The organism is Blautia schinkii (genome assembly GCF_013304825.1).
GTDB classification, from domain to species: Bacteria; Bacillota; Clostridia; order Lachnospirales; family Lachnospiraceae; genus Blautia_A; species Blautia_A schinkii_B.
This window is the reverse complement of sequence record NZ_JAAWUO010000006.1, coordinates 72043-97964: the sequence shown is the minus strand read 5'-3', so window position 1 is coordinate 97964 and position 25922 is coordinate 72043. Positions and strand designations below refer to the sequence as shown.

Annotated in this window: 15 protein-coding genes and 1 other annotated feature; of the genes, 3 read left to right on the top strand and 12 right to left on the bottom strand. The window is 45.6% G+C overall.

The window, feature by feature from the left end:
• The 8 genes from HFM85_RS06430 to HFM85_RS06395 form a co-directional block, all read right to left on the bottom strand.
• Window positions 1–2001 carry a serine/threonine protein kinase gene (locus HFM85_RS06430; RefSeq protein WP_173738353.1) on the bottom strand — a complete coding sequence of 667 codons (2001 nt, stop codon included), beginning with the start codon at window positions 1999–2001 and terminating at the stop codon, window positions 1–3.
• 102 nt (window positions 2002–2103) lie between these two features.
• Window positions 2104–5802, bottom strand: a complete 3699-nt coding sequence (rpoC, locus tag HFM85_RS06425) for a DNA-directed RNA polymerase subunit beta' (RefSeq protein WP_173738352.1) — start codon at window positions 5800–5802, stop codon at window positions 2104–2106.
• Between the two features lie 17 nt (window positions 5803–5819).
• Window positions 5820–9677, bottom strand: coding sequence for a DNA-directed RNA polymerase subunit beta (gene rpoB / locus HFM85_RS06420; protein ID WP_173738351.1), 3858 nt, complete (start codon window positions 9675–9677; stop codon window positions 5820–5822).
• Window positions 9678–9903: 226 nt separating this feature from the next.
• On the bottom strand, window positions 9904–12651 hold the full coding sequence (locus HFM85_RS06415) for a right-handed parallel beta-helix repeat-containing protein (RefSeq protein ID WP_173738350.1): 2748 nt from the start codon (window positions 12649–12651) through the stop codon (window positions 9904–9906).
• 136 nt (window positions 12652–12787) lie between these two features.
• Entirely contained in the window at window positions 12788–13162 is a 375-nt protein-coding gene (gene rplL, locus HFM85_RS06410) for a 50S ribosomal protein L7/L12 (protein WP_015526302.1), read from the bottom strand.
• A gap of 75 nt (window positions 13163–13237) precedes the next feature.
• Entirely contained in the window at window positions 13238–13747 is a 510-nt protein-coding gene (gene rplJ, locus HFM85_RS06405; RefSeq protein WP_021652200.1) for a 50S ribosomal protein L10, read from the bottom strand.
• 52 nt (window positions 13748–13799) lie between these two features.
• Window positions 13800–13936, bottom strand: a sequence feature (ribosomal protein L10 leader region).
• A 97-nt stretch (window positions 13937–14033) separates the two neighbouring features.
• The gene (upp, locus tag HFM85_RS06400) at window positions 14034–14663 is read right to left on the bottom strand and encodes a uracil phosphoribosyltransferase (RefSeq protein WP_173738390.1); all 630 of its coding nucleotides are present in this window, start codon (window positions 14661–14663) and stop codon (window positions 14034–14036) included.
• Window positions 14664–14820: 157 nt separating this feature from the next.
• Window positions 14821–15699, bottom strand: a complete 879-nt coding sequence (locus tag HFM85_RS06395; RefSeq protein WP_173738349.1) for a Cof-type HAD-IIB family hydrolase — start codon at window positions 15697–15699, stop codon at window positions 14821–14823.
• A 212-nt stretch (window positions 15700–15911) separates the two neighbouring features.
• Here HFM85_RS06395 and HFM85_RS06390 point away from each other — a divergent pair, with 212 nt between their 5' ends.
• Window positions 15912–17048, top strand: coding sequence for an FAD:protein FMN transferase (locus tag HFM85_RS06390; RefSeq protein WP_173738348.1), 1137 nt, complete (start codon window positions 15912–15914; stop codon window positions 17046–17048).
• 5 nt (window positions 17049–17053) lie between these two features.
• Here HFM85_RS06390 and HFM85_RS06385 read toward each other — a convergent pair whose 3' ends face one another.
• Window positions 17054–17305: a hypothetical protein gene (locus tag HFM85_RS06385; protein WP_044961921.1), complete on the bottom strand. Its 252-nt coding sequence runs from the start codon at window positions 17303–17305 to the stop codon at window positions 17054–17056.
• 386 nt (window positions 17306–17691) lie between these two features.
• Here HFM85_RS06385 and HFM85_RS06380 point away from each other — a divergent pair, with 386 nt between their 5' ends.
• On the top strand, window positions 17692–19065 hold the full coding sequence (locus tag HFM85_RS06380) for a sodium-dependent transporter (RefSeq protein ID WP_173738347.1): 1374 nt from the start codon (window positions 17692–17694) through the stop codon (window positions 19063–19065).
• Window positions 19066–19187: 122 nt separating this feature from the next.
• Here the strand turns inward: HFM85_RS06380 and HFM85_RS06375 are convergent, their stop codons facing one another.
• Window positions 19188–22577, bottom strand: coding sequence for a DEAD/DEAH box helicase (locus HFM85_RS06375; RefSeq protein WP_173738346.1), 3390 nt, complete (start codon window positions 22575–22577; stop codon window positions 19188–19190).
• A gap of 131 nt (window positions 22578–22708) precedes the next feature.
• Window positions 22709–24139, bottom strand: a complete 1431-nt coding sequence (locus HFM85_RS06370) for an aspartate ammonia-lyase (RefSeq protein ID WP_173738345.1) — start codon at window positions 24137–24139, stop codon at window positions 22709–22711.
• A gap of 342 nt (window positions 24140–24481) precedes the next feature.
• Here HFM85_RS06370 and HFM85_RS06365 point away from each other — a divergent pair, with 342 nt between their 5' ends.
• The gene (locus HFM85_RS06365; protein ID WP_173738344.1) at window positions 24482–24928 is read left to right on the top strand and encodes an Lrp/AsnC family transcriptional regulator; all 447 of its coding nucleotides are present in this window, start codon (window positions 24482–24484) and stop codon (window positions 24926–24928) included.
• Window positions 24929–24944: 16 nt separating this feature from the next.
• On the opposite strand, the gene HFM85_RS06360 is transcribed toward HFM85_RS06365, so the two are convergent.
• Window positions 24945–25901 carry an RpnC/YadD family protein gene (locus HFM85_RS06360; protein WP_173738343.1) on the bottom strand — a complete coding sequence of 319 codons (957 nt, stop codon included), beginning with the start codon at window positions 25899–25901 and terminating at the stop codon, window positions 24945–24947.
• Between the last annotated feature and the right edge of the window lie 21 nt (window positions 25902–25922).

The following is a 25922-nucleotide window of genomic DNA, read 5'->3' as shown; positions in this document are numbered from 1 at the left end:
TTACTGCTGCAGCTCCACAACGGAATTGCTCCAGTATTTGTCTCCCAGTTCTACATATTTGTCATTGTCACTTTCTTTATCATGGACTTTTCCATCCTTATCGATCCAGCGTATCAGAAGACCGTCCTGATAATAGAAATACTGATTCTCATCACCGTTCCATACATAGGTATAAAACATCTGCTCTCCCCAGTAAAAATATTCCTCATAAACACCATCTGCGGACTGATCCGGGTAGACAAGCACTTTGGCAATCTCTCCTGACGGATTATAAAAGCGCAGGCGTTCCCCCTCTGTGCCTTCACGTTTATAACTGTCCAGAGCCTCTTCTATGGTTGTTGCATGCTCACGTATGGTTTCCATTGCCTGGGTAAAACTCTTGTCAGTACTATCTGTTGTTCCGAAATTCCCACTGTTCAGTGCATCAGAATCATCAGTTTCCGCAGAAGCCTGATTTCCGCTGTCCGCAGATTCCAGAACATTACGTGCTATAAAAATTCCTCCGATCAGGGTGATGACCACAACAGCAGTTATGATCATCCTGAAAAAACCTTTTCGATTCTTTCTGTCCGGTTCCTTTTCAGTGCTGTCAGACACCGGATCCTTCCATTCCCGCAGATCCTGGTCCCGATTATTCTCCAGATCTTCTATTGTGGTAACTTTTGGCTGCACAGCTCCGGTTCTTCTTATACCGGAATTCTGCTGTCCCTGACTCTTTAACTGTGAAACAGATCTGCTTTCGTTTTCCGGGGTTGTCCTTCCGGAAACAGGTTTACGGGAATATGCAAATGAACTCTGTGCAGTATTCTGCGCTGAATCCTGTACATTATCATAAGCCCTGTTCCGGTCTGACATTCCTGCTGATGGATTATCCTGCTGACTATACTGACCAGCTCCGGCAGCTTTGGATTTCTGTACATAATTTCGCCTTGCCTCACGGACAGCTTCTGTATTTATCTGGCTTGTTCTTGCCAGCTGATTTACCGCTCCCTCCTGAAGGAACCTTGGCATTGATTCAGGAACGTACCGTTCTTTCGCTTCTTTCCGAAGCGGCTGCGCTGTTTTGCCAGCTTCCTTTTGCACTTTTGTTCCATATCGAATGGCTTCCAATGCTTCCCGGAACTCACGTGGCGTCTGATAACGTTCTCCTGAGTCATAGGCACAGGCCTTCAGGATGACTTCGCCCAAAGCATCTCCCGCATCTGCTGGTGCCGGAGGTTTTTCCCCGGACATTCTTCTCGTCAGGGCATTCTCCTTATCCCGGTATGTGATCAGCTGTTTCTCAAGGTTAAGAAACGGCAGTCTGTTATGGTTCATTAACTTGTAAAGCACCAGTCCAAGTGCGTAGATGTCCACTCTGTTATCGTACTTTTCTCCCCTGTACATCTCCGGTGCCATATAAGAATAAGTTCCCTTCTTGGAAAGGGTACTCATTGTTTTTTCCAGCTCACGGGCGATTCCAAAATCACCCAGTTTGAAATCCCCGAACCTGGATACAAAAATATTCTCAGGTTTGATATCCCTGTGAATGATGTGAAGCTGTCCGCAGTATTCCAGTGCTTTGCAAAGGTCCATGCCGAGCTTCATCACTTCTTTTTCTGTGAGATTTTTTCCCGCATAATATTCCATAAAGCTTGTAAGATATTCCATGCGGATAAAAATATCCCATCCGATTTCATCCAGGTATTCCATAACCTTGTAATCTTCAACAGATACAATGTGGGAATTCCCCCGGAAATACTCCATGGTGCTTACTTCCTGAATGCACTCCTCAACCAGGTTTTCGAAATAATCGCGAACGGATTTCTCATCACCGGATTCTGAGCGCACACTATCCAGTTCCCCTTTACTGGCGGGGATTGTGATTATCTTAATTGCCGAGTAAAAAGAACGTCCCTTCTCTGTTCTCTGAGCTTTGTATACTCTTCCAAAAGATCCTTCCCCGATCTTGCTTATGATCTTCCACTCAGGCCACGGGGAAATTGGCAGTTCCTTGTCCATCGCAATCCCTCCTCTCTCAGAATGTTAAATGCTCCCAATATACAGAAATCTCCCTCCGGAATTCCGGGGGGAGATTATGTTTATATTAGCAAGGTATTCGACTTATTCTTCTACCGGTGCAGTTTCCTCTGTTGTCTCTTCAACAGCAGCGGTCTCTTCTTCCGGAGCAGTCTCAGCCGCATCTTCCTCTACGGAAATATCCTCAATATCTTCCGGCTCCTCAGAAGCATTCTTTACTTCCGGCATTCCTGTATCGAGACTGATCTCACTGTAACGCTTCATACCTGTACCTGCAGGAATCAGTTTACCAATGATAACGTTCTCTTTCAGACCGATCAGCGGATCGATCTTACCCTTGATAGCAGCTTCTGTCAGGACTTTCGTTGTCTCCTGGAAGGATGCTGCTGACAGGAAAGAGTTGGTTGCAAGAGATGCTTTTGTAATACCAAGCATAACCTGTTTGCCCTCTGCCGGCTGTTTGCCCTCTGCCTCAAGCTTCTCGTTAACTTCCTCAACGTCAAGGACATCAACAAGTGTTCCCGGCAGGAACTCTGTATCTCCGTTATCCTCGATACGGATCTTCTTCAGCATCTGATGAACGATAACCTCGATATGCTTATCGTTGATCTCAACACCCTGCAGACGGTATACACGCTGAACCTCGCGGATCATGTAATCCTGAACTGCACGAACACCCTTGATTCTCAGGATATCATGCGGATTTACACTACCTTCTGTCAGCTCGTCACCGGCCTCAAGAACCTGTCCGTCAAGGACTTTGATACGGGAACCGTATGGGATCAGGTAAGTCTTGGAATCACCTGTCTCCGGATCGTTTACGATGATCTCACGTTTCTTCTTAGTGTCGTTGATAGTGGCAACACCCGGGATCTCTGTGATGATCGCAAGACCCTTTGGCTTTCTTGCCTCAAAAAGCTCCTCGACACGAGGAAGACCCTGTGTGATATCTCCACCGGCAACACCACCGGTATGGAATGTACGCATGGTCAGCTGTGTACCTGGCTCACCGATAGACTGTGCTGCGATGATACCAACAGACTCACCAACCTGTACCGGCTCACCGGTAGCCATGTTTGCACCATAACATTTTGCGCAGACACCAACCTTGCACTTACAGGAAAGGATGGTACGGATCTTCAGTTTGTCGATCGGTCCGCCTGTCTGGTTGCTTACGCCCTCTTTCATAATACGGGCTGCACGCTTCGGTGTGATCATGTGGTTTGCTTTAACAAGGATTTCTCCGTCTTTATTCTTAACTGTTTCACAGGAGAAACGTCCTGTGATACGCTCCTGAAGGCTCTCGATCTCTTCTTTTCCGTCCATGAATCCACGAACAACCATACCCGAGATCTCTGCTCTGTTCTCACAGCAGTCTGCCTCACGAACGATCAGATCCTGGGATACGTCAACAAGTCGTCTTGTCAGGTATCCTGAATCGGCTGTACGAAGAGCGGTATCGGAAAGACCTTTACGGGCTCCATGAGCGGACATGAAGTACTCCAGTACGTCAAGACCTTCACGGAAGTTTGACTTGATCGGGAGCTCGATTGTATGACCGGTTGTATCAGCCATCAATCCACGCATTCCGGCAAGCTGCTTGATCTGCTTATCAGAACCACGGGCTCCGGAGTCAGCCATCATGAAGATGTTGTTGTACTTATCAAGACCTGTAAGAAGTGCTTTTGTAAGCTCATCATCAGTCTTCTTCCAGGTATCAACAACCTCTTTGTAACGCTCTTCCTCTGTGATAAGACCACGTTTGTAGTTCTTTGTGATACGGTCAACAGTATCCTGTGCCTGCTTGATCATCTCCGGCTTCTGCGGCGGCACGGTCATATCGGAAATAGATACGGTCATGGCTGCACGTGTGGAGTATTTGTAACCCATAGCCTTAACGGAGTCAAGTACCTCGGCTGTCTTTGTTGCACCGTGAGTATTGATAACCTTTTCAAGGATCTGCTTCAGCTGTTTCTTACCTACAAGGAAATCAACCTCAAGAAGCAGTTCGTTTCCAGGTACACTTCTGTCTACGAATCCAAGATCCTGCGGAAGAATCTCGTTAAACAGGAAACGTCCCAGTGTAGAATGAACATTACCGCTTAAAACAGTTCCGTCCGGCATTGTCTTATGGCAATGGACAATGATCTTTGTCTGGAGTGTGATGACCTTGTTCTCGTATGCAAGAATTGCCTCGTTGACACTCTTGAAGAACTTGCCTTCACCCTTATTTCCAGGTCTCTCCTGAGTCAGGTAGTAGATACCAAGAACCATATCCTGTGAAGGAACGGCTACAGGACCACCATCTGACGGTTTCAGAAGGTTGTTCGGTGATAACAGAAGGAAACGGCACTCTGCCTGTGCTTCCTGGGAAAGCGGAAGATGTACGGCCATCTGGTCACCATCGAAGTCAGCGTTGAACGCTGTACAAACAAGCGGATGAAGCTTGATAGCCTTACCTTCTACAAGGATCGGCTCGAACGCCTGGATACCCAGACGATGCAGTGTAGGTGCACGGTTCAGCATAACCGGATGCTCCTTGATAACTTCCTCAAGGACATCCCATACTGCCGGCTCAAGTTTCTCTACCATTTTCTTGGCATTCTTGATGTTGTGGGAAGTTCCGTTGGCAACAAGCTCTTTCATAACGAATGGTTTGAACAGCTCGATAGCCATCTCTTTCGGAAGACCACACTGATAAATCTTCAGCTCAGGTCCTACGACGATTACAGAACGTCCGGAGTAGTCAACTCGTTTACCAAGAAGGTTCTGACGGAAACGTCCGGATTTACCTTTCAGCATATCGGAAAGGGATTTCAGAGCTCTGTTTCCAGGGCCTGTTACAGGACGTCCACGGCGTCCGTTATCGATCAGGGCATCTACAGCCTCCTGCAGCATACGCTTCTCGTTGCGGACAATGATATCCGGAGCACCAAGCTCCAGAAGTCTTTTCAGACGGTTGTTTCTGTTGATGATCCTTCTGTAAAGATCATTCAGGTCAGATGTTGCAAAACGTCCTCCGTCCAGCTGTACCATAGGACGAAGATCCGGCGGGATAACCGGAATAACAGTCATGATCATCCACTCAGGACGGTTGCCGGACTCACGGAAGGACTCCACAACCTCAAGACGTTTGATGATTCTTGCACGTTTCTGGCCGGTTGCATCTACAAGCTCTGCTTTCAGCTCTTCGGAATCTTTTTCAAGATCAATAGCCTGCAGAAGCTCCATGATGGATTCAGCACCCATACCTACGCGGAATCCTTCGCCGTAAGACTCACGTGCTTCCTGGTACTCACGCTCGGTGAGTACCTGTTTGTACATAAGTCCGGAATCAGCAGGATCCAGAACGATATAGTTGGCAAAGTAAAGCACTTTCTCCAGTGTTCTCGGAGAAATGTCAAGGATCAGACCCATACGGGACGGAATTCCTTTGAAGTACCAGATATGAGACACCGGAGCTGCAAGCTCGATGTGTCCCATACGCTCTCTACGAACGGCAGATTTGGTTACTTCAACACCACATCTGTCGCAGACAACGCCTTTATAGCGAATTTTTTTATACTTTCCACAGTGGCACTCCCAGTCCTTGCTCGGTCCGAAAATTCTTTCGCAGAAAAGACCGTCCTTCTCAGGCTTCAAGGTTCTGTAGTTGATTGTTTCAGGTTTTAAAACCTCACCGTGTGACCACTCTCTGATCTTCTCAGGGGACGCCAGTCCAATCTTGATGGCATCGAAAGTCATTGGCTGATATGTTTCATTGGCGTTCGTTGTTTCTGCCATGTATTCTTTCCCCTTTCTTATTCCTCATCATCAAAGGACTCTTCAAACTCGATCATGTCATCCTCGTCTTCCATGTCCTCGTCTTCTTCTACATTGACAAGCTCTTCTCCGCTGAACTCCTGCTTGGTATAGCCGTGTTTACCGAAGGACTCCTCATCTCTGCGTCCTCTGGAATCGCCCTCGATGACATGACGAAGATCTGTATCTCCGTAATCAGAAGTCTCCATAATGTGTACCTCTGATCCGTCCTCGCTGAGCACACGTACATCCAGACCAAGGGACTGAAGCTCTTTAAGAAGAACCTTAAAGGACTCAGGAATACCTGGCTCAGGAATGTTGTCGCCTTTGATGATTGCTTCATAGGTCTTAACACGTCCGATCACATCATCAGACTTCACTGTCAGGATCTCCTGCAGTGTATAGGAAGCACCATATGCCTCCAGTGCCCAAACCTCCATCTCTCCGAAACGCTGGCCACCAAACTGAGCTTTACCACCCAGAGGCTGCTGTGTTACCAGGGAGTATGGACCTGTGGAACGTGCGTGGATCTTATCGTCTACCAGATGATGCAGTTTCAGGTAGTGCATATGACCGATTGTTACAGGACTGTCAAAGTACTCTCCTGTACGTCCGTCACGAAGTCTTACCTTACCGTCTCTGGAAATAGGAACGCCCTTCCAAAGTGCTCTGTGAGCCTTGTTCTCATCAAGGTACTGCATAACATCCGGTGCAAGAACATCTTTATATTTCTCACGGAATTCCTCGAAGTCTTCCGTATTAACGTAATCATTGGCAAGCTCCAGAGTATCCTGGATATCAACCTCGTTTGCGCCATCGAATACCGGTGTTGCGATATTGAAGCCAAGTGCTTTGGCAGCAAGGCTTAAGTGGATCTCCAGGACCTGTCCGATATTCATTCGGGAAGGTACACCCAGAGGGTTCAGCACGATATCGAGCGGACGTCCGTTCGGAAGGAATGGCATATCCTCAACAGGAAGTACACGGGAAACGACACCCTTGTTACCATGACGACCAGCCATCTTATCACCAACGGAGATCTTTCTCTTCTGTGCAATATAAATACGTACTGCCTGATTTACTCCAGGGCTCAGCTCATCGCCGTTCTCTCTTGTAAATACCTTGGCATCTACGATAATACCATATTCACCGTGTGGTACCTTAAGAGAAGTATCACGTACCTCTCTTGCCTTCTCACCAAAGATGGCACGAAGGAGACGCTCCTCAGCAGTAAGCTCTGTTTCTCCCTTAGGAGTAACCTTACCAACAAGGATATCACCGGCACGTACCTCAGCACCGATACGGATGATACCACGCTCATCCAGATCCTTCAGAGCATCATCGCCGACACCCGGAACGTCACGTGTGATCTCTTCCGGTCCCAGCTTGGTATCACGGGATTCTGCCTCATACTCCTCGATATGAACAGATGTATAAACATCGTTCTGTACAAGTCTCTCACTAAGAAGAACAGCATCCTCGTAGTTATAACCTTCCCAGGTCATAAATCCGATCAGCGGGTTCTTACCAAGTGCAAGCTCACCATTGGATGTAGACGGACCATCAGCGATAACCTGTCCAGCCTCAACATGCTCACCCTGGAACACGATCGGTCTCTGGTTGTAGCAGTTGCTCTGGTTGCTTCGCATAAATTTGGTCAGATGGTAATCATCCTTGGTTCCGTCATCATTCTTGATGGAAATATCTGTAGATGTGGAACGAAGTACTGTACCTGCTTTTCTTGCAACAACACATACACCGGAGTCAACGGCTGTCTTGGTCTCCATACCAGTACCAACAACCGGAGCCTCTGTTGTAAGAAGCGGAACGGCCTGACGCTGCATGTTTGATCCCATCAGCGCACGGTTCGCATCATCGTTCTGCAGGAACGGAATCAGGGCTGTAGCAACGGAGAATACCATTCGCGGAGATACGTCCATGTAATCGAACATATGCTGCTCGTACTCCTGTGTCTCCTCACGGTAACGACCGGAAACGTTCTTATGAAGGAAATGTCCCTCTTCGTCCAGCGGCTCATTCGCCTGTGCTACATGATAATTATCTTCCTCGTCCGCTGTCATGTATACAACTTCATCTGTTACACGCGGGTTGGAAGGATCTGTTTTATCAATTTTTCTGTACGGAGCCTCTACGAAACCGTACTGATTGATTCTTGCATAAGATGCAAGGGAGTTGATAAGACCGATATTCGGTCCCTCAGGAGTCTCGATCGGGCACATTCTTCCGTAATGGGAGTAATGTACATCTCGAACCTCGAATCCGGCTCTATCTCGTGACAGACCGCCAGGTCCCAGTGCAGAAAGTCTTCTCTTATGAGTCAGCTCTCCAAGAGGGTTGTTCTGGTCCATGAACTGTGACAGCTGGGAAGATCCGAAGAACTCCTTCACTGCTGCAGTTACAGGTTTGATATTGATCAGGGACTGCGGAGAAATACTCTCTGTATCCTGTGTTGTCATTCTCTCACGTACCACACGCTCAAGTCTGGAAAGACCGATGCGGTACTGGTTCTGAAGCAGCTCACCGACAGCACGGATACGACGGTTGCCCAGGTGATCGATATCATCATCGTTTCCAAGGCCGTACTCCAGATGCATATTGTAGTTGATGGACGCAAGGATATCTTCCTTGGTGATGTGTTTCGGGATCAGGTCGTGGATATCACGTTTGATCGCATCACATCTGTCCTCAAATGTGTCATTTTCTTCCAGAATTTTTTCGAGTACCGGGTAGTATACTAATTCTGTAACACCCAGGGACTTCGGATCCTCAAGCTCCGGCAGATAGTGACGGATATCAACCATAAGGCTGGAAAGAACCTTGATCTCTCTCTCCTCACCCTGGATCCACACATACGGAACTGCGGAATTCTGCAGTGTATCTGCAAGCTCTTTTGTAACAAGTGTATCAGCCTCAGCAAGGATCTCTCCTGTTGTTGTATCAACAACATCCTGAGAAAGCTTGTGGCCTACGATACGTTTATTGAAATGAAGCTTCTTATTAAATTTATAACGTCCTACTTTGGCAAGGTCATATCTTCTCGGATCAAAGAACATTGCCATGATAAGGCTCTCTGCGCTCTCTACTGCAAGCGGCTCGCCCGGACGGATCTTCTTATACAGCTCAAGGAGACCTTCCTGATAGTTTGTGGAGGTATCCTTTGTAAAGCTGGCAAGGATCTTCGGCTCTTCACCAAACAGATCAATGATCTCAGCATTGCTTCCAATGCCCAGTGCACGGATCAGAACAGTGATCGGAACCTTTCTTGTTCTGTCTACACGTACATAAAATACATCATTTGAATCTGTCTCGTACTCCAGCCATGCACCTCTGTTCGGAATTACAGTACTGGAAAACAGTCTCTTACCAAGTTTATCATGAGCGATTGCATAGTAGATTCCAGGGGAACGTACTAACTGGCTGACAATAACACGCTCAGCACCATTGATAACAAAGGTACCTGTAGCTGTCATCAGCGGTAAATCTCCCATGAAAATCTCGTGTTCGTTGATCTCTTCTGTTTCCTTATTGATCAGCCTTACTCGAACCTTCAAAGGTGCGGCATAAGTCACGTCACGTTCTTTACACTGCTCGATGGAATATTTTGCATCTTTTTCATCGTATGTGAAATCGATGAATTCCAGACTGAGCTTTCCGCCGTAATCTGCAATCGGAGAAATATCATCAAATACTTCTTTTAAACCTTCGTCAAGAAACCACTGGTAGGAATCTTTCTGAACTTCGATCAGGTTTGGCATTTCCAGGACTTCTTTTTGCCTCTGGTAGCTCATACGCATGCTTTTTCCAGTTTTTACAGAACGAATTCTGTTTTTTTCCATTGACGTTTCACCCCTGTTTTTTTATTATTTATTACAACATGATCCCGCCTGACCTTTAGGCAGGCATATCTAGCCATAATATAGCATCCTCCACTTTAACATAAGAAAAAAAGCGTGTCAAGAACTTTTTTTGATTTTTTTACATTTTTCCAAAAAAATATTCTGTTCCTTTTATACAGACGATATCTGAATATCCGAAACAGAATATTTTGCTTGTCGCACATTCTTATTTCACAGTACAGCCGATGGTTACTGTATTTCCATATTTATCTTTTGAGATAAGCTTCATAGCTGTATTCTTTTTCTGTTTTTTTATTTTGATCGTAAACTGTTTCTTCTTATTTACATATGCTGTGCCAAGCTTTGTGAGCTTTCCGGCTTTCTGCACATAAACCGTAACGCTGCGGCTGCCGGATGCTGTTCCCTTTATCGCAGTGCTCTTTGATGTAACAGTTTTACAGACCGGACGGCCGATACTGGCCCAGCCTTTGCAGCCGCTTGCATATATGGCCTGACTTTTCACATTCCCGGATATGGCGTTGGATCTTATATCCTGAACCTGTGACTCATTAAGATAAATTCCATTTCCGCTGTTTTTATCAAGAGTATTCCGGTTCAGTTCTGATATCTTCGCTTTCCAGATCAGTATTCCGTTCTTTTTGTTGGATAAAACCTGATTGTCCCTGATCCAGATCTTTCCCTTTGTATGCTCGATCCTGATCCCCTGATTTCGGTTAAACGAAGAAGTGTTCCTGTAAATCCCCACAACTTTTCCATAATCCACACGGATACCCGAACAGCCTGAAGATCTCACTGAGTTTTTTTCCACTCTTGATGCCGCACCTGTTGCCTGCAGAAAAATTCCGTCTCCCCCAACAGAAACTACGCTGTTTCCACTGATATAATTCTTCTGCTTCGAATTGACACCATACACATTATCACCAAAATAGATTCCTGCATTCGCAGCTCCTGATACTGTATTCTGTTCAACACAGGTACCTCTGGAATCATCTGCATAAATCCCAAGATTAGAAAATGCAGAGGTCCTTTTCATTTTGATCTGATTCCCGGAAGCATTGACTGTATTTGTCAGCTTCATACTGATGCCGTTTCCATAGCCGGAAACCTGGTTGTTTTTTACCGTAACTCCTTTCACCGGATAGATTCCTTTCGGAATCACGCCCCCGGTTTCTTTCATGCTGTAACCATAAACTTTTATACCACTGCATATCCAGGCTGTTCCGCCAATATTCGTTGTATTTGCAAGGCTGATCGTATTTCCTGTCACCCGGATCTTTCTGTCGGCATTCACATCCGGTCCGCCTTTATATCCTCTGATGAGATGGGTGTTTTTTTTGTTCACAGCAGAAACTTCCACGCCAAGCCCCACATTGATCATCGTATTATTTTCTGCTGCAGAGTTTTCGTAATTCAGAAACTCAACGCAGCGTTTTCTGATATTTCGGAAGGTATTATTCCGGACAAAAATACGCCTGTACGTCTTTCCTGTCATCATGCTGTGCGTGCCTACTCCTGCAAAAACATTCTCAAATGTATTCCCCTCAATCAGAAAATCCTCACAGGTACTGCCATCATAAGGCATATATTGAGGAAAAACATTATCCTCATCAGTACAGCAGTCGATCTGAATGCATTCCTGGCCGCCTTTTACATAATTTTTATAATATCCCCGGAATGTACAGCCCGTGACCGTGGCATTTTTTACGCCACCAAATTCCAGAAAATGAGATTTCAGATTATTGAGGAACGTAGCATTTTTGATAACCACATTATTGGCATGTCCTATACAGAAGCCTACAAAACCACCTGGTTCATCTTTGCCTTTTACACATTTATAATTAAAATCCCATTTTCCTCCATCGATCACAATGTTGCTGTAGCCGGAATATCCACCTTTTGATTCTTTCGTATTTCCAAGCCTGAGGATCAGATGCTTGGTATCTGACGTTTTTGTGATCGTAGCTCCCTGTGCATATAAATACATATTGCTGTACATACAGAGTGTACCTGTCAGCACATATTCCCCCGGTGGGATGATGATCTTGTACGGAGAGACGGATGTAGCCTTGTCTTTCAGCTTCAGGAATAAAGTATTCAGTGGCGCAGTGATATCCTGACCGTTTTTTATTTTCAGAGTCCGCACTCTGTATCCATCAACTTCCCCTTCACCAGTATCTCCATCTGAAAATTCTTCATTCCCGCCTTCTCCTGAGGTGAAAGCTTCCTGCGATGATGTGTCATCTGATGAAGCATCTGATATATTGGCAGGATCCGCTTCCCGGATCAGTTCTTCACCGGAAATTCCAGCTGCTTCTGCATCAGTTGAGCTCTGTGTGTCTTCCTGTACACCGGCCTGCTCAGGCTCCTGTTCCAGTTCTTCACCGGAAGTTCCTGCTGTCTCTGAATCTGCGGTTTCCTGTATTTCTTCCAGTGGATCAGCCTGTTCATTTTCATCCGCTGTCTCGTCAGCAGCCGACACTTCATTCTCTGACGCACCGGCCTCTTCCACCGTCCCGTCTGTATTTCCGTCGAAAAAAATCTCTTCTTCCGGTTCCTGTGCCGCACTTTCCCCGGGGTCCTGTATTCCAGTTTTTTCTGCCGGTTCAGTTTCTGTTTCCGGTTCAGCGTCTTCATCTGTCCACGCTGCAACAGACGCAGGAACCACACTTCCGTCATCATCAAGAACCAGCGGATCCGGTTCCCGGGCAGGCATATTTTCTTCATCCTCAAGATCCTCCTGCTGCTCCATCGCTGCATCCTGTGCAAGGATCGCTTTTTTCGGGTCTTCAGTCTGCATTTCCGCATTAACCGGTTTTTCTGCGGAATATGCTTCCCGTATTTCTGCACTGCTTATATTTTCTTCTGAAACCGTACTCTGTGCCGCAGCCGGAAACGAAGCTTCTGCAAGTCCCAGAAGCACAGCCAGAACACCGGCCAACATTTTCTTCTTCATATTTATATTTCATCCCTCTTTCTGTTTTTCCATTATCCTTCTTTTGTTCCCAAAAAGCAAGAGACAAAAAAGAAGCTGCTGTGCCGCCGGTAAACCGGCAGGCACAACAGCCTCAAAAACTCTTATTCTGATTGGATTATTTAAGTGTAACCTTAGCTCCCTCAGCCTCAAGTTTAGTTTTGATGTCCTCAGCCTCAGCTTTGGATGCGCCCTCTTTAACAACCTTCGGAGCACCATCAACGATAGCTTTAGCCTCTTTAAGTCCAAGACCTGTAACCTCACGAACAACTTTGATAACTTTAACTTTGTTAGCGCCAACCTCTGTAAGCTCTACGTCAAACTCATCTTTCTCCTCAGCTGCCTCGCCTGCTGCACCTGCTGCTGCTACAACAACACCTGCTGCTGCAGAAACGCCGAACTCTTCCTCACAAGCTTTTACAAGGTCATTTAACTCTAATACAGATAATTCTTTGATTGCTGCAATAAATTCTTCTGTTGTTAATTTTGCCATTTTAATTTCCCTCCATTTATAAATTTTAATTAATAATCATGCGGTCGTTATGCCGCCAATTGCACGTTGCTGGGATTACTCAGCAGCTGCTGCGTCAGCTCCGCCGTTCTGCTCTGCGATCTGATTAAGCACACGAGCGAAGTTTGCGATCGGAGACTGCATGCTTCCAAGCAGTTTTCCAAGAAGTTCCTCTCTTGAAGGAATTGTGGACAGTGCCTGAATTCCGGCCTGATCATTGTAGTTACCTTCAACTACACCTGCGATCAGCTCCAGTGCCGGGAACTGTTTTGCATATTTAGCAAGGATTCTTGCCGGAGCAGTTGCGTCTGTCTCGGAGATAGCGATCGCATTTGTGCCATGTAAATGATCACTGAGGCTCTCAAATGCTGTACCCTCGAATGCACGACGCATCATGGTATTTTTGTATACCTTGTACTGAACACCAGCTTCTCTTAACTCTTTACGAAGAATTGTATCCTGCTCAACTGTAAGACCGCTGTAGTTTACAAGTACAACAGACTGTGCGTCTTTAATGCTGTTAGAGATCTCTTCTACGATTGGTTGTTTCAGTTCTACTTTTGCCATGAAATGGTACACCTCCTTATAGATTTTGTATACCGCCGTCGCAATAAGTCAATCTGTTTTAAAAAAAGACCTTACTGCTTCGCAATAAGGCCTTGTGTAATCTTAACTCAGAATACTTGGACCTCGGTAGGCGTTTTAATCCTTATGCCTTACGGCACCTACTGTCTTCGGCAGCGTTCTTAGGTACAATACCATAACAGTGCCGGGTGTGTCAAGTATTTTTTTGAAGTTTTTTCAGATACCACAGATTGTTCCGCAGCAAGCTGCTTTTCACCCTGATATCATTTTATTTTGTTCCGAAAATTCTGTCTCCTGCATCACCAAGTCCCGGGCAAATGTAAGCGTTCTCGTTGAGTTCTCTGTCAAGGGAACCGCAGTAGATCTGTACATCCGGATGTGCCTCGTGAAGACGTTTCAGTCCTTCCGGTGCTGCAATGATGCACATAAATTTGATATTCTTTCCACCCTGTTTTTTAACAAAATCAATGGCAGCCTCTCCGGAACCGCCTGTTGCAAGCATCGGGTCAACGATTACTGCGATACGCTCATCGATGGACTCCGGAAGTTTACAATAGTACTCGTGTGGTTCGTGTGTTACCGGATCACGGTACAGTCCTACATGGCCAACTTTCGCAGATGGCACCAGTGTCAGGATACTGTTTACCATTCCAAGACCTGCACGGAGAACAGGGATAACAGCCAGCTTCTTACCTGCGATCATCGGTGTCTTGCATGTCTCGATCGGTGTCTCAACTTCTACTTCCTCTGTAGGAAGATCGCGAAGTGCCTCATATCCCATCAGGATACCAATCTCCTCTACCAGTTTACGGAACTCGTTTGTTCCTGTATTTTTATCACGGAGCATTGAAATTTTGTGTTTGATCAGCGGGTGATCCATAATATAAACATTTTCCATTTTTTCCATCGTGATTTCCTCTCTTTGTCTGTGTTTTTTGTAAAACGAAACTTCTCATTCCACTCTGCTTCATACACCGGAACGCAGGCCTTTCGCTTTTCTGTATTCATCTTTCTACATTATAATATATATGACACTTTTTCAAAAGGGGGAAAAACTATTTTCCCTGGCGTTCCAGAACCTGATCAATCGCATAGGCCACGCCAAACTCATTGTTGCTCTTTGTGATATATTTTGCTGCCCTTTTGATCTCCGAAACTGCGTTTTCCATTGCAACGGTTGCTCCGAAATCCATGGAGATCATGGAATAATCATTAAGGCTGTCACCAAGGACCATCACCTCATCCATGGTATATCCCAGAGACTCGATATATTCTTTCAGCACCGGGCCTTTCTGCGCCTCCACTGCTGTGATCTCCTGATTATATATAAAGGAAGAAGCCACTGCAACGGCTGGATTTTCTTTCAGCTCATCACTGAGTTTCTCCAGCTGCTCCACATCTGCCGCAAAAATGAAAATCTTATATACCGGAGCACCGCTGCTCTCCAGAGAACGGATGTCGGAAATCCCTTTCGTGTTTCCAGCGATCCTGCGGTACTGGGGTGATTTCCGGACAATTTCCTCGCTGGTATCTATGTCCATATTGAAAAGACGGATCTGCTGAATGATTCCAGCTTCAATTTCTTTCTTTGTTCCAATACGGTAATCGTAACGGTCTGTAAAAAATGCCACCGATACCGGGTATTTTTTTGCCGTCTTGTAAACCTCCTCACACAGCTCGATAGAAATCGGTGTACTCTTTACAACCTCCTGCTGCGGATTGCGTACTTCCGCACCGCTGCTCACCACATAATCACAGGTCAGATCAGTTCCCTTCAGTTCCTCCATGACGCCGGGAAAATTCCGACCGGTGGCAACCATAAAACGGATTCCTGCATCGCAGGCACGCCTGATCGCTGCAAGGGTTTCCGGTGCAATCCTGTGGTCATCACCAAGAAGTGTGCCGTCCATATCACTTGCAATTACTTTTATCATAAAAAATTTCTCCTTTTATCTGTAAAAATTCCACTCAATCATCCTGATCCATATCATCCATAGCAAATATGTTCTTTTTTCGGAGAAATTATATCTTATATTATTGCAAAATACAATGATTTTTGCAGCAGGCATATTCCTTTCTGATTTCAGAAATACATGGTATAATAAATCTTCAGTTAAGCCAGTCAATCAAAAAGCAGGAGAATATTATGTCAACTTATTTTTTTCATTCCAAAAGAAGCCACTCACATTCCCATTTCTTCTATTTAATATTGTGCACAGTTCTTGTCTGTCCAATGCTTCTTTTCACAGGCTGTGGAAATATCACTGATACAGATAGCTTCAACAACGAAAATGAGCCCATCAGTATCAGCAGCATCAAATTGAACACCGCCGTACAGATTACAATTTACGATTCCCAGGATAAAGCTCTCCTGGATGACTGTCTGGCACTGTGCGATAAATATGAGCTGATCTTCAGCCGGACAAACGAGAACAGCGAGCTTTATAAATTAAATCACCGCAAAGATACATCTGATGAAGATTCCAATGCCGTTGGGCAGACTACTCCATATCCGGTCAACGGCACAGCAGGCACCTGGCATATATCCGAAGACCTTGCCGCTCTGCTTTCCGAAGGGCTCGATATCACCAGGGAATCCGACGGTGCCTTTGACATCGCCATTGCGCCTTTGACCTCTCTCTGGGATTTCACAGCAGAAGACCCGAAGACTCCGGATGATGCAGATATTCAGAAAGCTCTCCCTCTGTGCAGCTCCGACGGCGTTACCATTAACGGTCAGGATATCACTCTTCCCTCTGATGATATCCAGTTCGATGTAGGTGCCATTGCCAAGGGCTATATCGCAGATCGTCTGAAGGATTTTCTGGTAAAAAAAGGCGTAAACAGTGCTATCATCAACCTTGGCGGCAATGTCCTCTGCATCGGCTCAAAGCCCGATGGTACCCCTTTCAAAGTAGGCATCCAGAAACCCTTTGCAGACCGCAACGAAACTGAAGCTGTTATGGATATCACCGGAAAATCCGTTGTATCCTCCGGAATTTACGAACGATGCTTTAAGCAGGACGGAAAATTATACCATCATATCCTGAATCCCAAAACCGGCTATCCTTATGATAACGGTCTGATCTCTGTGACGATCATCTCCGACCAGTCTGTGGACGGAGACGCCTTAAGCACCACCTGCTTCGCACTCGGTCTGGAGGGCGGCCTGAAATTTGCGGAGAAAAAAGGAGTGCAGGCCGTTTTTATCACAGAAGATTATGAACTGCATTATACGGACGGATTCCGGGATGAAATCAGGGTTACTGATGTGGAATCCTGAAATATTCAATTATTTATCATATCCGGCCAGGAAAGGATCTCTGCGGAGATCTTTTCCTCATAATCTCCGTCAATATCCTCACTCCTTCCGGCCGCATAGATATTCGTCTCGGCTCCCCAGCCGTTATCCTCATATTCCCATACATGGAACTTCAGTCCACGGAACATGAAATCCAGGCTTCCGCAGCCGTCCTCCTCTGTGTATTCGAATTTAATGTTTTTTTTATTCAGGGCATCCTGTACTTTCTGTAAACGCATGCTCCACGATCCTTTCCGGAAAAATTCTCCATGTATTTTCTGGCAGATATCCTGATCCGCCAGTCTGTATTCCAGTATACCACGAAGCGTTTTTTTCCACAACAAAAGGGCGTGGGACAAGTAATTTTTATTGTGCAAAATCATGAAATATGATAGAATTAACTCCGTGACTTTAACGTATTACTTGAAAGAAACTCAGCGACAGTTACGGGTGGAGCAAATCGGTAAGCCCTGCTGCCATGAAGTAATTTTTCTGCCGGATAATACCGGTATGTCAGCCTCCTTAAAATTACCGACTGCCAGAGCATGTTTGAAAAAGCTTTCTGTAAGGCAGGAATGATTTTTCAAACACCCTCTGATCTATACATATTTACATGAGGTGAATTATGAAAGAAAGAGAGAAACTCGGATCCCGTCTGGGATTCATCCTGATTTCCGCAGGCTGTGCCATCGGAATCGGAAATGTCTGGAAGTTTCCTTACATGGCCGGACAGGGCGGTGGCGGTGCATTTGTACTGTTTTACCTGATCTTCCTGGCTCTTCTTGGACTTCCTGTTATGACTATGGAGTTTTCAGTTGGACGCGCCAGCCAGAAAAGCCCTGTCAAAGCTTACTACGCTCTGGAGAAACCAGGGCAGAAATGGCACATCCACGGATATGTCACTCTGATCGGATGTTATCTTCTGATGATGTTCTACACAACAGTTACCGGCTGGATGCTGAATTATTTCTATATGACAGCAACCGGCAAATTCCAGGGGCTTGATTCTGAAGGTGTTGCCGGTCAGTTTACAGACATGCTTGGCAAGCCTGTAACCATGGGATTCTGGATGATCGTTGTTGTTATCGCAGGTGTTTTTATCTGCTCCCGCGGTCTTCAGAACGGTCTGGAAAAAGTTACCAAGGTTATGATGATCTCCCTTCTGATCATTATGGTTATCCTGGCTGTCAACAGCTTTACCATGGATGGTGCGAAAGAGGGTCTGAAATTTTACCTGATCCCTGATTTTGAGCGCATGAAAGAGATCGGTATCATCACCACCATCACCGGTGCTATGAACCAGGCATTCTTTACTCTCAGCCTCGGTATCGGTGCTATGGCAATCTTTGGAAGCTACATCGGAAAAGATCACGCACTGCTTGGGGAATCCGTGAACATTGCTATCCTGGATACATTCGTTGCGATCACCTCCGGACTTATTATTTTCCCGGCATGTTTCACATTCAATGTTGACCAGACCTCCGGACCGAGCCTGATCTTTATCACACTGCCGAATATTTTCAACCACATTCCGCTTGGAAGACTCTGGGGAAGCCTGTTCTTCATCTTTATGTCATTTGCAGCTTTCTCGACCATCCTGGCTGTATTTGAAAATATTATTTCCTGCGGTATGGAGCTTACCGGCTGGAGCCGAAAAAAATCCAGTCTTGTAAATGCCATCGCCATCATCCTTCTGTCTCTGCCATGCGTACTTGGATACAATGTATGGTCCTGGGACTGGCTCAAGGTATTCGGCGGCGCAATTCTTGACCTTGAAGATTTCCTGGTAAGCAACCTTCTGCTTCCGCTTGGTTCTCTTGTGTACCTGCTTTTCTGCGTTTCCAAACGCGGCTGGGGCTGGAAGAACTTCACAGAAGAAGCCAACACCGGAAAAGGTCTGAAGATTCAGAAATGGATGCATGGATATATCACTTATATCCTGCCGCTGATCATTCTGTTTATTTTCTTCTTTGGTCTGTACGATAAGTTTTTTGCATAAAATAAAGCTTTAAATAAAATACCCCTGACGGATAGCGTATGTGATTTACACACGCGGTTTTCCATCGGGGGTGTTTTTGTTGAGTCAGGCGGGTATTCGCAGTCAGCATTCGATTAAGAAGTTTACCGACCCAGCAGCTCCAGCACTTCCTCCCTGCTGATCAGTGCCTGTCCGATTCCCTCTCCGCTTAAGATCTCGTCAGCCAGTTCCCGTTTCATTTCCTGCAGGGCGCGAATGCGTTCTTCTATGGTGTCCTTCATAAAAAGCCGGTAAACACTGACAACGTTCTGCTGTCCGATGCGGTGGGCACGGTCTGTAGCCTGATTCTGCACAGCAAGATTCCACCAGGGATCATAATGGATCACGATATCTGCCGCAGTAAGGTTCAGTCCTGTCCCTCCCGCTTTCAGGGAAATACAGAAAACAGAGGTATCATCCTCATTAAAAGCCTTCACCAGCCTGGCACGCTTTTCCTTAGAGGTAGCTCCCGTCAGCACATAAAAAGAAATCTTTGCTTTCTTCAGACGTTCTGCCAGCACATCCAGCATGGTAGTAAACTTGGAAAACAACAGGAGCTTATGTCCTCCGTTCACCGCATTCTGAACCAGCTCCATACACATTTCCAGCTTGGAAGAATTCCCTTTATATCCTTCATATACCAGTCCCGGATAACAGCAGATCTGCCGCAGTCTTGTGATCTCCGCAAGGATCTGCAGCTTGGAAGTACGGAATTCTGCATCGGACTGCATTCCCAGCATCAGCCGGAGCCGTTCCGTATGAGCCTCATACAGCTCCTTCTGCTCACTTTCCAACGGGGAAAACATATCTTTTTCCAGCTTATCCGGAAGATCCTTCAGCACATCCTTCTTCAATCTCCGCAGCACAAAAGGACGGATCATTTTCTGCAGACGCTCCATTGCATCGGAATTGCTGTACTGCACTGCCGGAAGCTCTATTTCCTTTCGGAACTTCTCATAAGAATACAAAAACCCCGGCATCAGAAAATCAAAAATACTCCACAGCTCACTAAGCCGGTTCTCTACCGGTGTACCAGTCAGCGCAAGCCTGAATTCCGACCGGATCTCCTTCACAGCCTTCGCCACCTGAGTTCCGTGATTCTTGATATACTGCGCCTCATCAATGATCTGTACAACAAAATCCAGCTTTTGATAAGCCTTCAGATCCCGTTTCAGAAGGTCATAGGATGTGATCAGAACCTCTCGTTCTCCCGCATTTTGGATCAGTGCTTTCCTCTCCTTCACATCACCTGTCACAACGGTAGCCGGAAGTCCCGGAGCAAAACGTTCGATCTCGCTCATCCAGTTAAACACAAGCGAAGCAGGCGTTACCACAAGTGCACGTCTGTTTTCTTCTGGTCTGGATTCCTGAAATTCCGACCAGAGAAATGCAATCACCTGGAGAGTTTTTCCAAGTCCCATATCATCTGCCAGGATTCCTCCAAACTGGTTATACTTCAGGGTTTTAATCCAGTAAAAGCCCTCTTTCTGATAGCCCCGAAGGATTTTTTCCTGCTCCTTGGGAATCTGAAATTTATGTTCCTCCATTGTCTGCATGTTCCGGATCAACGCACGAAAAGCGTTATCCTTCTCTACCTTGATCAGATCGCCTCTCTTCAGCTGACTGTCCAGATACATGGCACGGTAAGCCGGAACCTGAGTCTTTCCTTTTTTCAGTTCACTGTCACTGATCTGCATTCCATTCTTCAGAACAGAAAGTTCCCGGAGCTGACCATCGGAAACATCCAAAAAGCTGCCATCCTTCAGACGGAAATATTTTTTTCTGCGGTCGTACCTGGAAAGGATGTCAAAAAGCTGCGCCTGATCCATCCCCTCCACATCCAGATCCAGGTTCAGAAGTCCGGCTGAAAGAGACACACCAAGACGGATTCCGGGCATTTTCATTACACGCATCTGCCTGATTGCCTGGGAAATGTAGACTGTTCCGATTTTCCGCATGGCAGGGATGCCCTCTTTGAGGAGCTGGTATAGTTTTTCTTCGGAGCTGTCCATATTCACAGACGCGTCTTCTCCGTTTAAATTTTCATATTCCCCGGTACGACAATCCAATGCCAGTTCCATCCGCTGCGCATCATATCCGTTAAAATACTTCGACAACAGGACAAATACGCCCATCTCTCCGGGAATGTCCCTGGTTTGTACAGATACATTTCTGTCAAAGACCGAAAATTTATCTTCCCCGTAAACAGAAAACGCCTTACAGGTGATCCAGTCACGCTCCGGCGCATCCAGATAGATTTCATATGCAGCCTTATAGCATTCAAGACCTGTTTTTTCCGGGAAATCCCTGAGATCACAGTGGAAAAATTTTTCCAGGGAAGGAAGCATTTCTCTCACAAACGCAGACATATCCGGTTCATCAATAAAGCCTCTGCCTGCTGGAAGCTGCTCCAGACAGGTGACAAATTCCTCCACTGCCCCAAGCTCCTGCCTGGAAACCAGATATACCTTCGCATTATCAAAATACATATGATACCGTATGCCTGTTACACTGTATACAGGTGAGATTTCCAGAGATAATCCCTGATCTTTCTTCCGTATCGTCAGTATTCTGTCCGGAATTTCTCTGACAGCATGCCATGTTGTTTCCGGATCATTGTTCATTTTAAACTTGAAACTATTCTCACCAAGTATAAGAAGCAGATCTTCAAGTTCTTTTCTGTCAACGGTAAGATCCCTCACCTTTACCTCTGTAGTTATTTTTTTCAGCTGTTCATACCTGGCCATGTAAGTGCCGTGATGATTTTCAACCCATTCCCGGATAAATGACAGCACGCCTCTGGATTTCTCCGAAAAGGCTTCATCTGAATGGATAAATTCCAGATTTTTTCCATAAGAAACCTTCTCATTATGATCCAGGTTCCACACAAAGGCCAGCACATCCTTAAGGATATATTTTTTCTCACAGCCAATGCGAAATTCCACGGTAAAGCAATTTCCCACAGAATTGAATTTCAGACAGGTTTCCAGCTCCACCCTGCCAAAATACGGATCCCCGGAAAATGGGAGCATACGGCTGTACATCTGACGATTAAGAATACTTTTTAACTCAACGGTGGTTTTCGTTGCAGGCTGTCCAGATCCGGATACAGCTGCCGGAAATTCTGTTCCACTGAATATCTCTGCCTGCTTCTGGCCTTCATCCTGCTGTTTACGGACTTCCACACGCTCATAAGCCTTACGGTCTCCATACTCCAGAAACACTGCAACGCAATGCTTACAGATCCCGGAATAGCTGCGAAATGCCGGACAGTCACAATATACTTTTTTTATGCGATCCGCTTCTGTATCATACTGAAAGCCTGTATTGTATACATTACGCCCACTTCCCTTCACCGCTGCGGATATCTTATCCACAGCTCCTTCAGGCTTAATATTCAACGACTGGATTCTCTTTCCGGTACGGTAAATATCAAGGCCTCTCTGATATGCCGTTGTATTGCAAAGTGCCCGTATGGCTGTTCGTTTAAGCATGTATCTTTCCCTTCTTTTCTTATCACATTTCTTCCATTATAAAAGGAGACCTGCACTGTGGCAAGTCTCCCTTTTTGTACTCATTGATATCACATTCAATCGGATATTCGCAATCCGCTTTCGCTACTTTCTCAGCAGGCCTTCCTTCTTGCTTCATCCTCTTTCCTCTCTTCTCCGACCTCTGTCATCAGATACGGATCAAGAACCTCTTCCAGCTCTTTCTCCGTCATGAATCCCTGCTCCATAACAAGCTCTCTGACGGATTTTCCTGTTTTTACAGCTGTTTTTGCAATGGCTGCAGATGCCTTATATCCGATATACGGGCAAAGTGCTGTTGCGATTCCCGCACTGCTTTCCATCAGATCTTTGCAGTGTTTGCGGTTTGCGGTGATTCCTGTGATACAGTTTACGATCAGGGTATCCACTGCCTTTTCCAGAGTTGTGATGGATTCAAACAGGTTACAGAATACAACCGGCTCAAAAGCATTCAGCTCCAGCTGACCTGCTTCTGCTGCCATGGTAATGGTGGTGTCATGTCCTACGATATGGAAAGCAACCTGACTTACCACCTCCGGAATAACCGGATTTACCTTACCAGGCATGATAGAAGAGCCATTCTGCTTCGCCGGAAGATTGATCTCACCAAATCCGGTTTTCGGACCGGAGGACATCAGGCGAAGATCGTTGCACATCTTGGAAAGATCCACCGCACAGGTTTTTATCACGCTGGATACAGCAACAAAGCCATCCAGATTTTCTGTTGCGTCAAAAAGATCCTCTGCCTGTTTCAGCGGATAGCCTGTAAGCTTTTCAAGATTTGGCACAATTTTATAAAAATAAGAATCAGAAACATTGATAGCAGTTCCCACTGCAGTTCCTCCAAGGTTTACGGTGTACATTTCCCTGTGAGCTTTTTCGATACGTTTCCGGTCTCTGGAAACCATGGACACATAGCCATGGAACACCTGTCCAAGGCGGATCGGAACCGCATCCTGAAGCTGTGTACGTCCCATAGTGATCACATCATCAAATTCCTCTGCTTTTTTTGCAAGCTCAATTTCAAGTCTTACCAGCACTTTTTCCAGAGGTACAAGAAGATCCAGAACGGTAAGCTTACCGGCCGTTGGGATCACATCATTGGTGGACTGCGCCATGTTTACATGATCATTTGGATGAACCATTTTATAGCTTCCCTTTGGACATCCGAGGAGCTCACCGGCTCTGTTTGCGATCACCTCATTCATGTTCATGTTTGCACTGGTTCCGGCACCACCCTGAATGGCATCCACGATAAATTCCTCTGCCAATTTTCCTGCGATCACTTCATCACAGGCTTTGATGATAGCATCTGCTTTTTCCTTCGGAAGAAATTCTGCATTATTATTTGTGATGGCTGCTGCTTTTTTGACCTGTGCCAGGTTTTTGATAAATATCGGATGAAGTTTTGTTCCTGTGATCGGAAAGTTTTGTTTCGCTCTTAATGCCTGTACTCCGTAATATGCCTCTGCAGGCACTTCCATAGTTCCGATTGAATCTGCTTCCAGTCTTGTTTCTGTTGTCATTTTGTCATCCCTCTTCTTTCTTCTGATCCTGTGCACATCTGATTTGCTCCGCCCTCCGATCTTATTTTTTCAGTCCGACGGATATTTACTGTTTACAAATCATTTTGTTATTTTCATTTTTATCAGCAGCTGTTTTTCTGATGCCTAAGAAACTAACACTTTCTTTGTGGCTTGTAAATACTTTTAAGGGAAAACCATGATTATCCGTGTTTTCCAATAGTTTAAATTAATTTTTTTAAGAATTTTATTTGTTTTTCTTATTTTTATTAAGTCGTTTCTTGTGTTGTGATAACATACGCAGTATAATCAATACAGAAAAACCATTGAAAGGAGCCAGTCCGCATGGAACACAAGCTTGACAATATTGACCGAAAGATCATCGAAATGCTTCAGAAAAACGCCCGCATCCCGGTAAAGGAAATCGCAAAGGAAGTTTTCCTCTCCTCCCCAGCTGTCTCCGCCAGGATCGAACACCTCGAAAAAACCGGGCTGATCACAGGCTACCACGCCCAGATCAACCCGGTTTTTCTCGGTTATCATATAAAAGCATTCATTAACCTGGAAGTAGAACCCTACCAGAAAAAAGACTTCTACCCCTTCATCCAGTCCATCCCCAACGTCATCGAATGCAACTGCGTCACCGGTGATTACGCCATGCTCATCGAAGTAGCCTTCCGTTCCACCATGGAACTGGACCACTTCATCAACGAACTCCAGCAGTTCGGCCGCACCAAAACACAAATCGTATTCTCCACCAGCGTAGAACACAGAGATCTTCCGGTGGAGTAATCCCCACCGGCATTTTTTATAAACCATATTCCCTGTACAATTCTTTACACACATCCTCACTGTCAGCTATCTTCTGTATCTCATCCACACGACCATCCGAGATCAGACAATTGATCAGAGCCCGTATTCTTGCTTCTCCCTCTGCTTTTCCTTCCGCTTTTCCTTCCGCTTTTCCACGGGCTTTCCCACGGGCTTCTCCAATAGCCATACCTTCCTCCCGAAGCCGCTCTGACTCCAGCTGCAAAACCTTTCCACCCATAACTTCACCCACTCCTTTCCTGACTTTTTCTTCTTTTCGAAAAATATAATCCGATATTCTTACGATCAATTTATTAAGATCTGTATACATACCTGCTCTTCCAGTAATTGAAAATTCTCTCTCAAGTTTTATCCTTATATCTTCATATTCCATCAACAATCCCTGTAACTTCTCCGAATCTTTAGCTAATGTGTCTGCTACATTTTCATACCTCATCACGTAAAATGGAAGCAACAGCAACAGATTCTTCTCGAAAATACTATCCTTCGTATAAAGTTCCATCTTCACTGTCGGAACCCGGTACACACACACCTGTCCATCCGGAAACAATACCTCCACTTCCTCAACATCCGGCGTATTCTTCGTAGATCTCAAGTATATCACACAAGATTTCGGGAACTCTACATAAAACTTCCTTCCAATCCTCTGTCTGTTCTCCAAGGCAATTGCAAGATCATATTCAAACATCCTGATCGCCATCATAGTATCATCAGAACTCTGACACTCAATATGATACACCTTATCCCCGATCAGAAGTCGGGCATCCGTGATCAGTTCACCATCCTCAAGCTGATGCTCATTCCTAAGGTGCATGATCTTCACATCTTCCGGATATGATGTATGAAACACCTCATTGATCAGCGGAACGATCAGATACGTCATCTTTTCCACCATCGTCCGGAAAACATCATCAAATATAGTATTGTTAGTCATTAACACTCCTACTGATATATA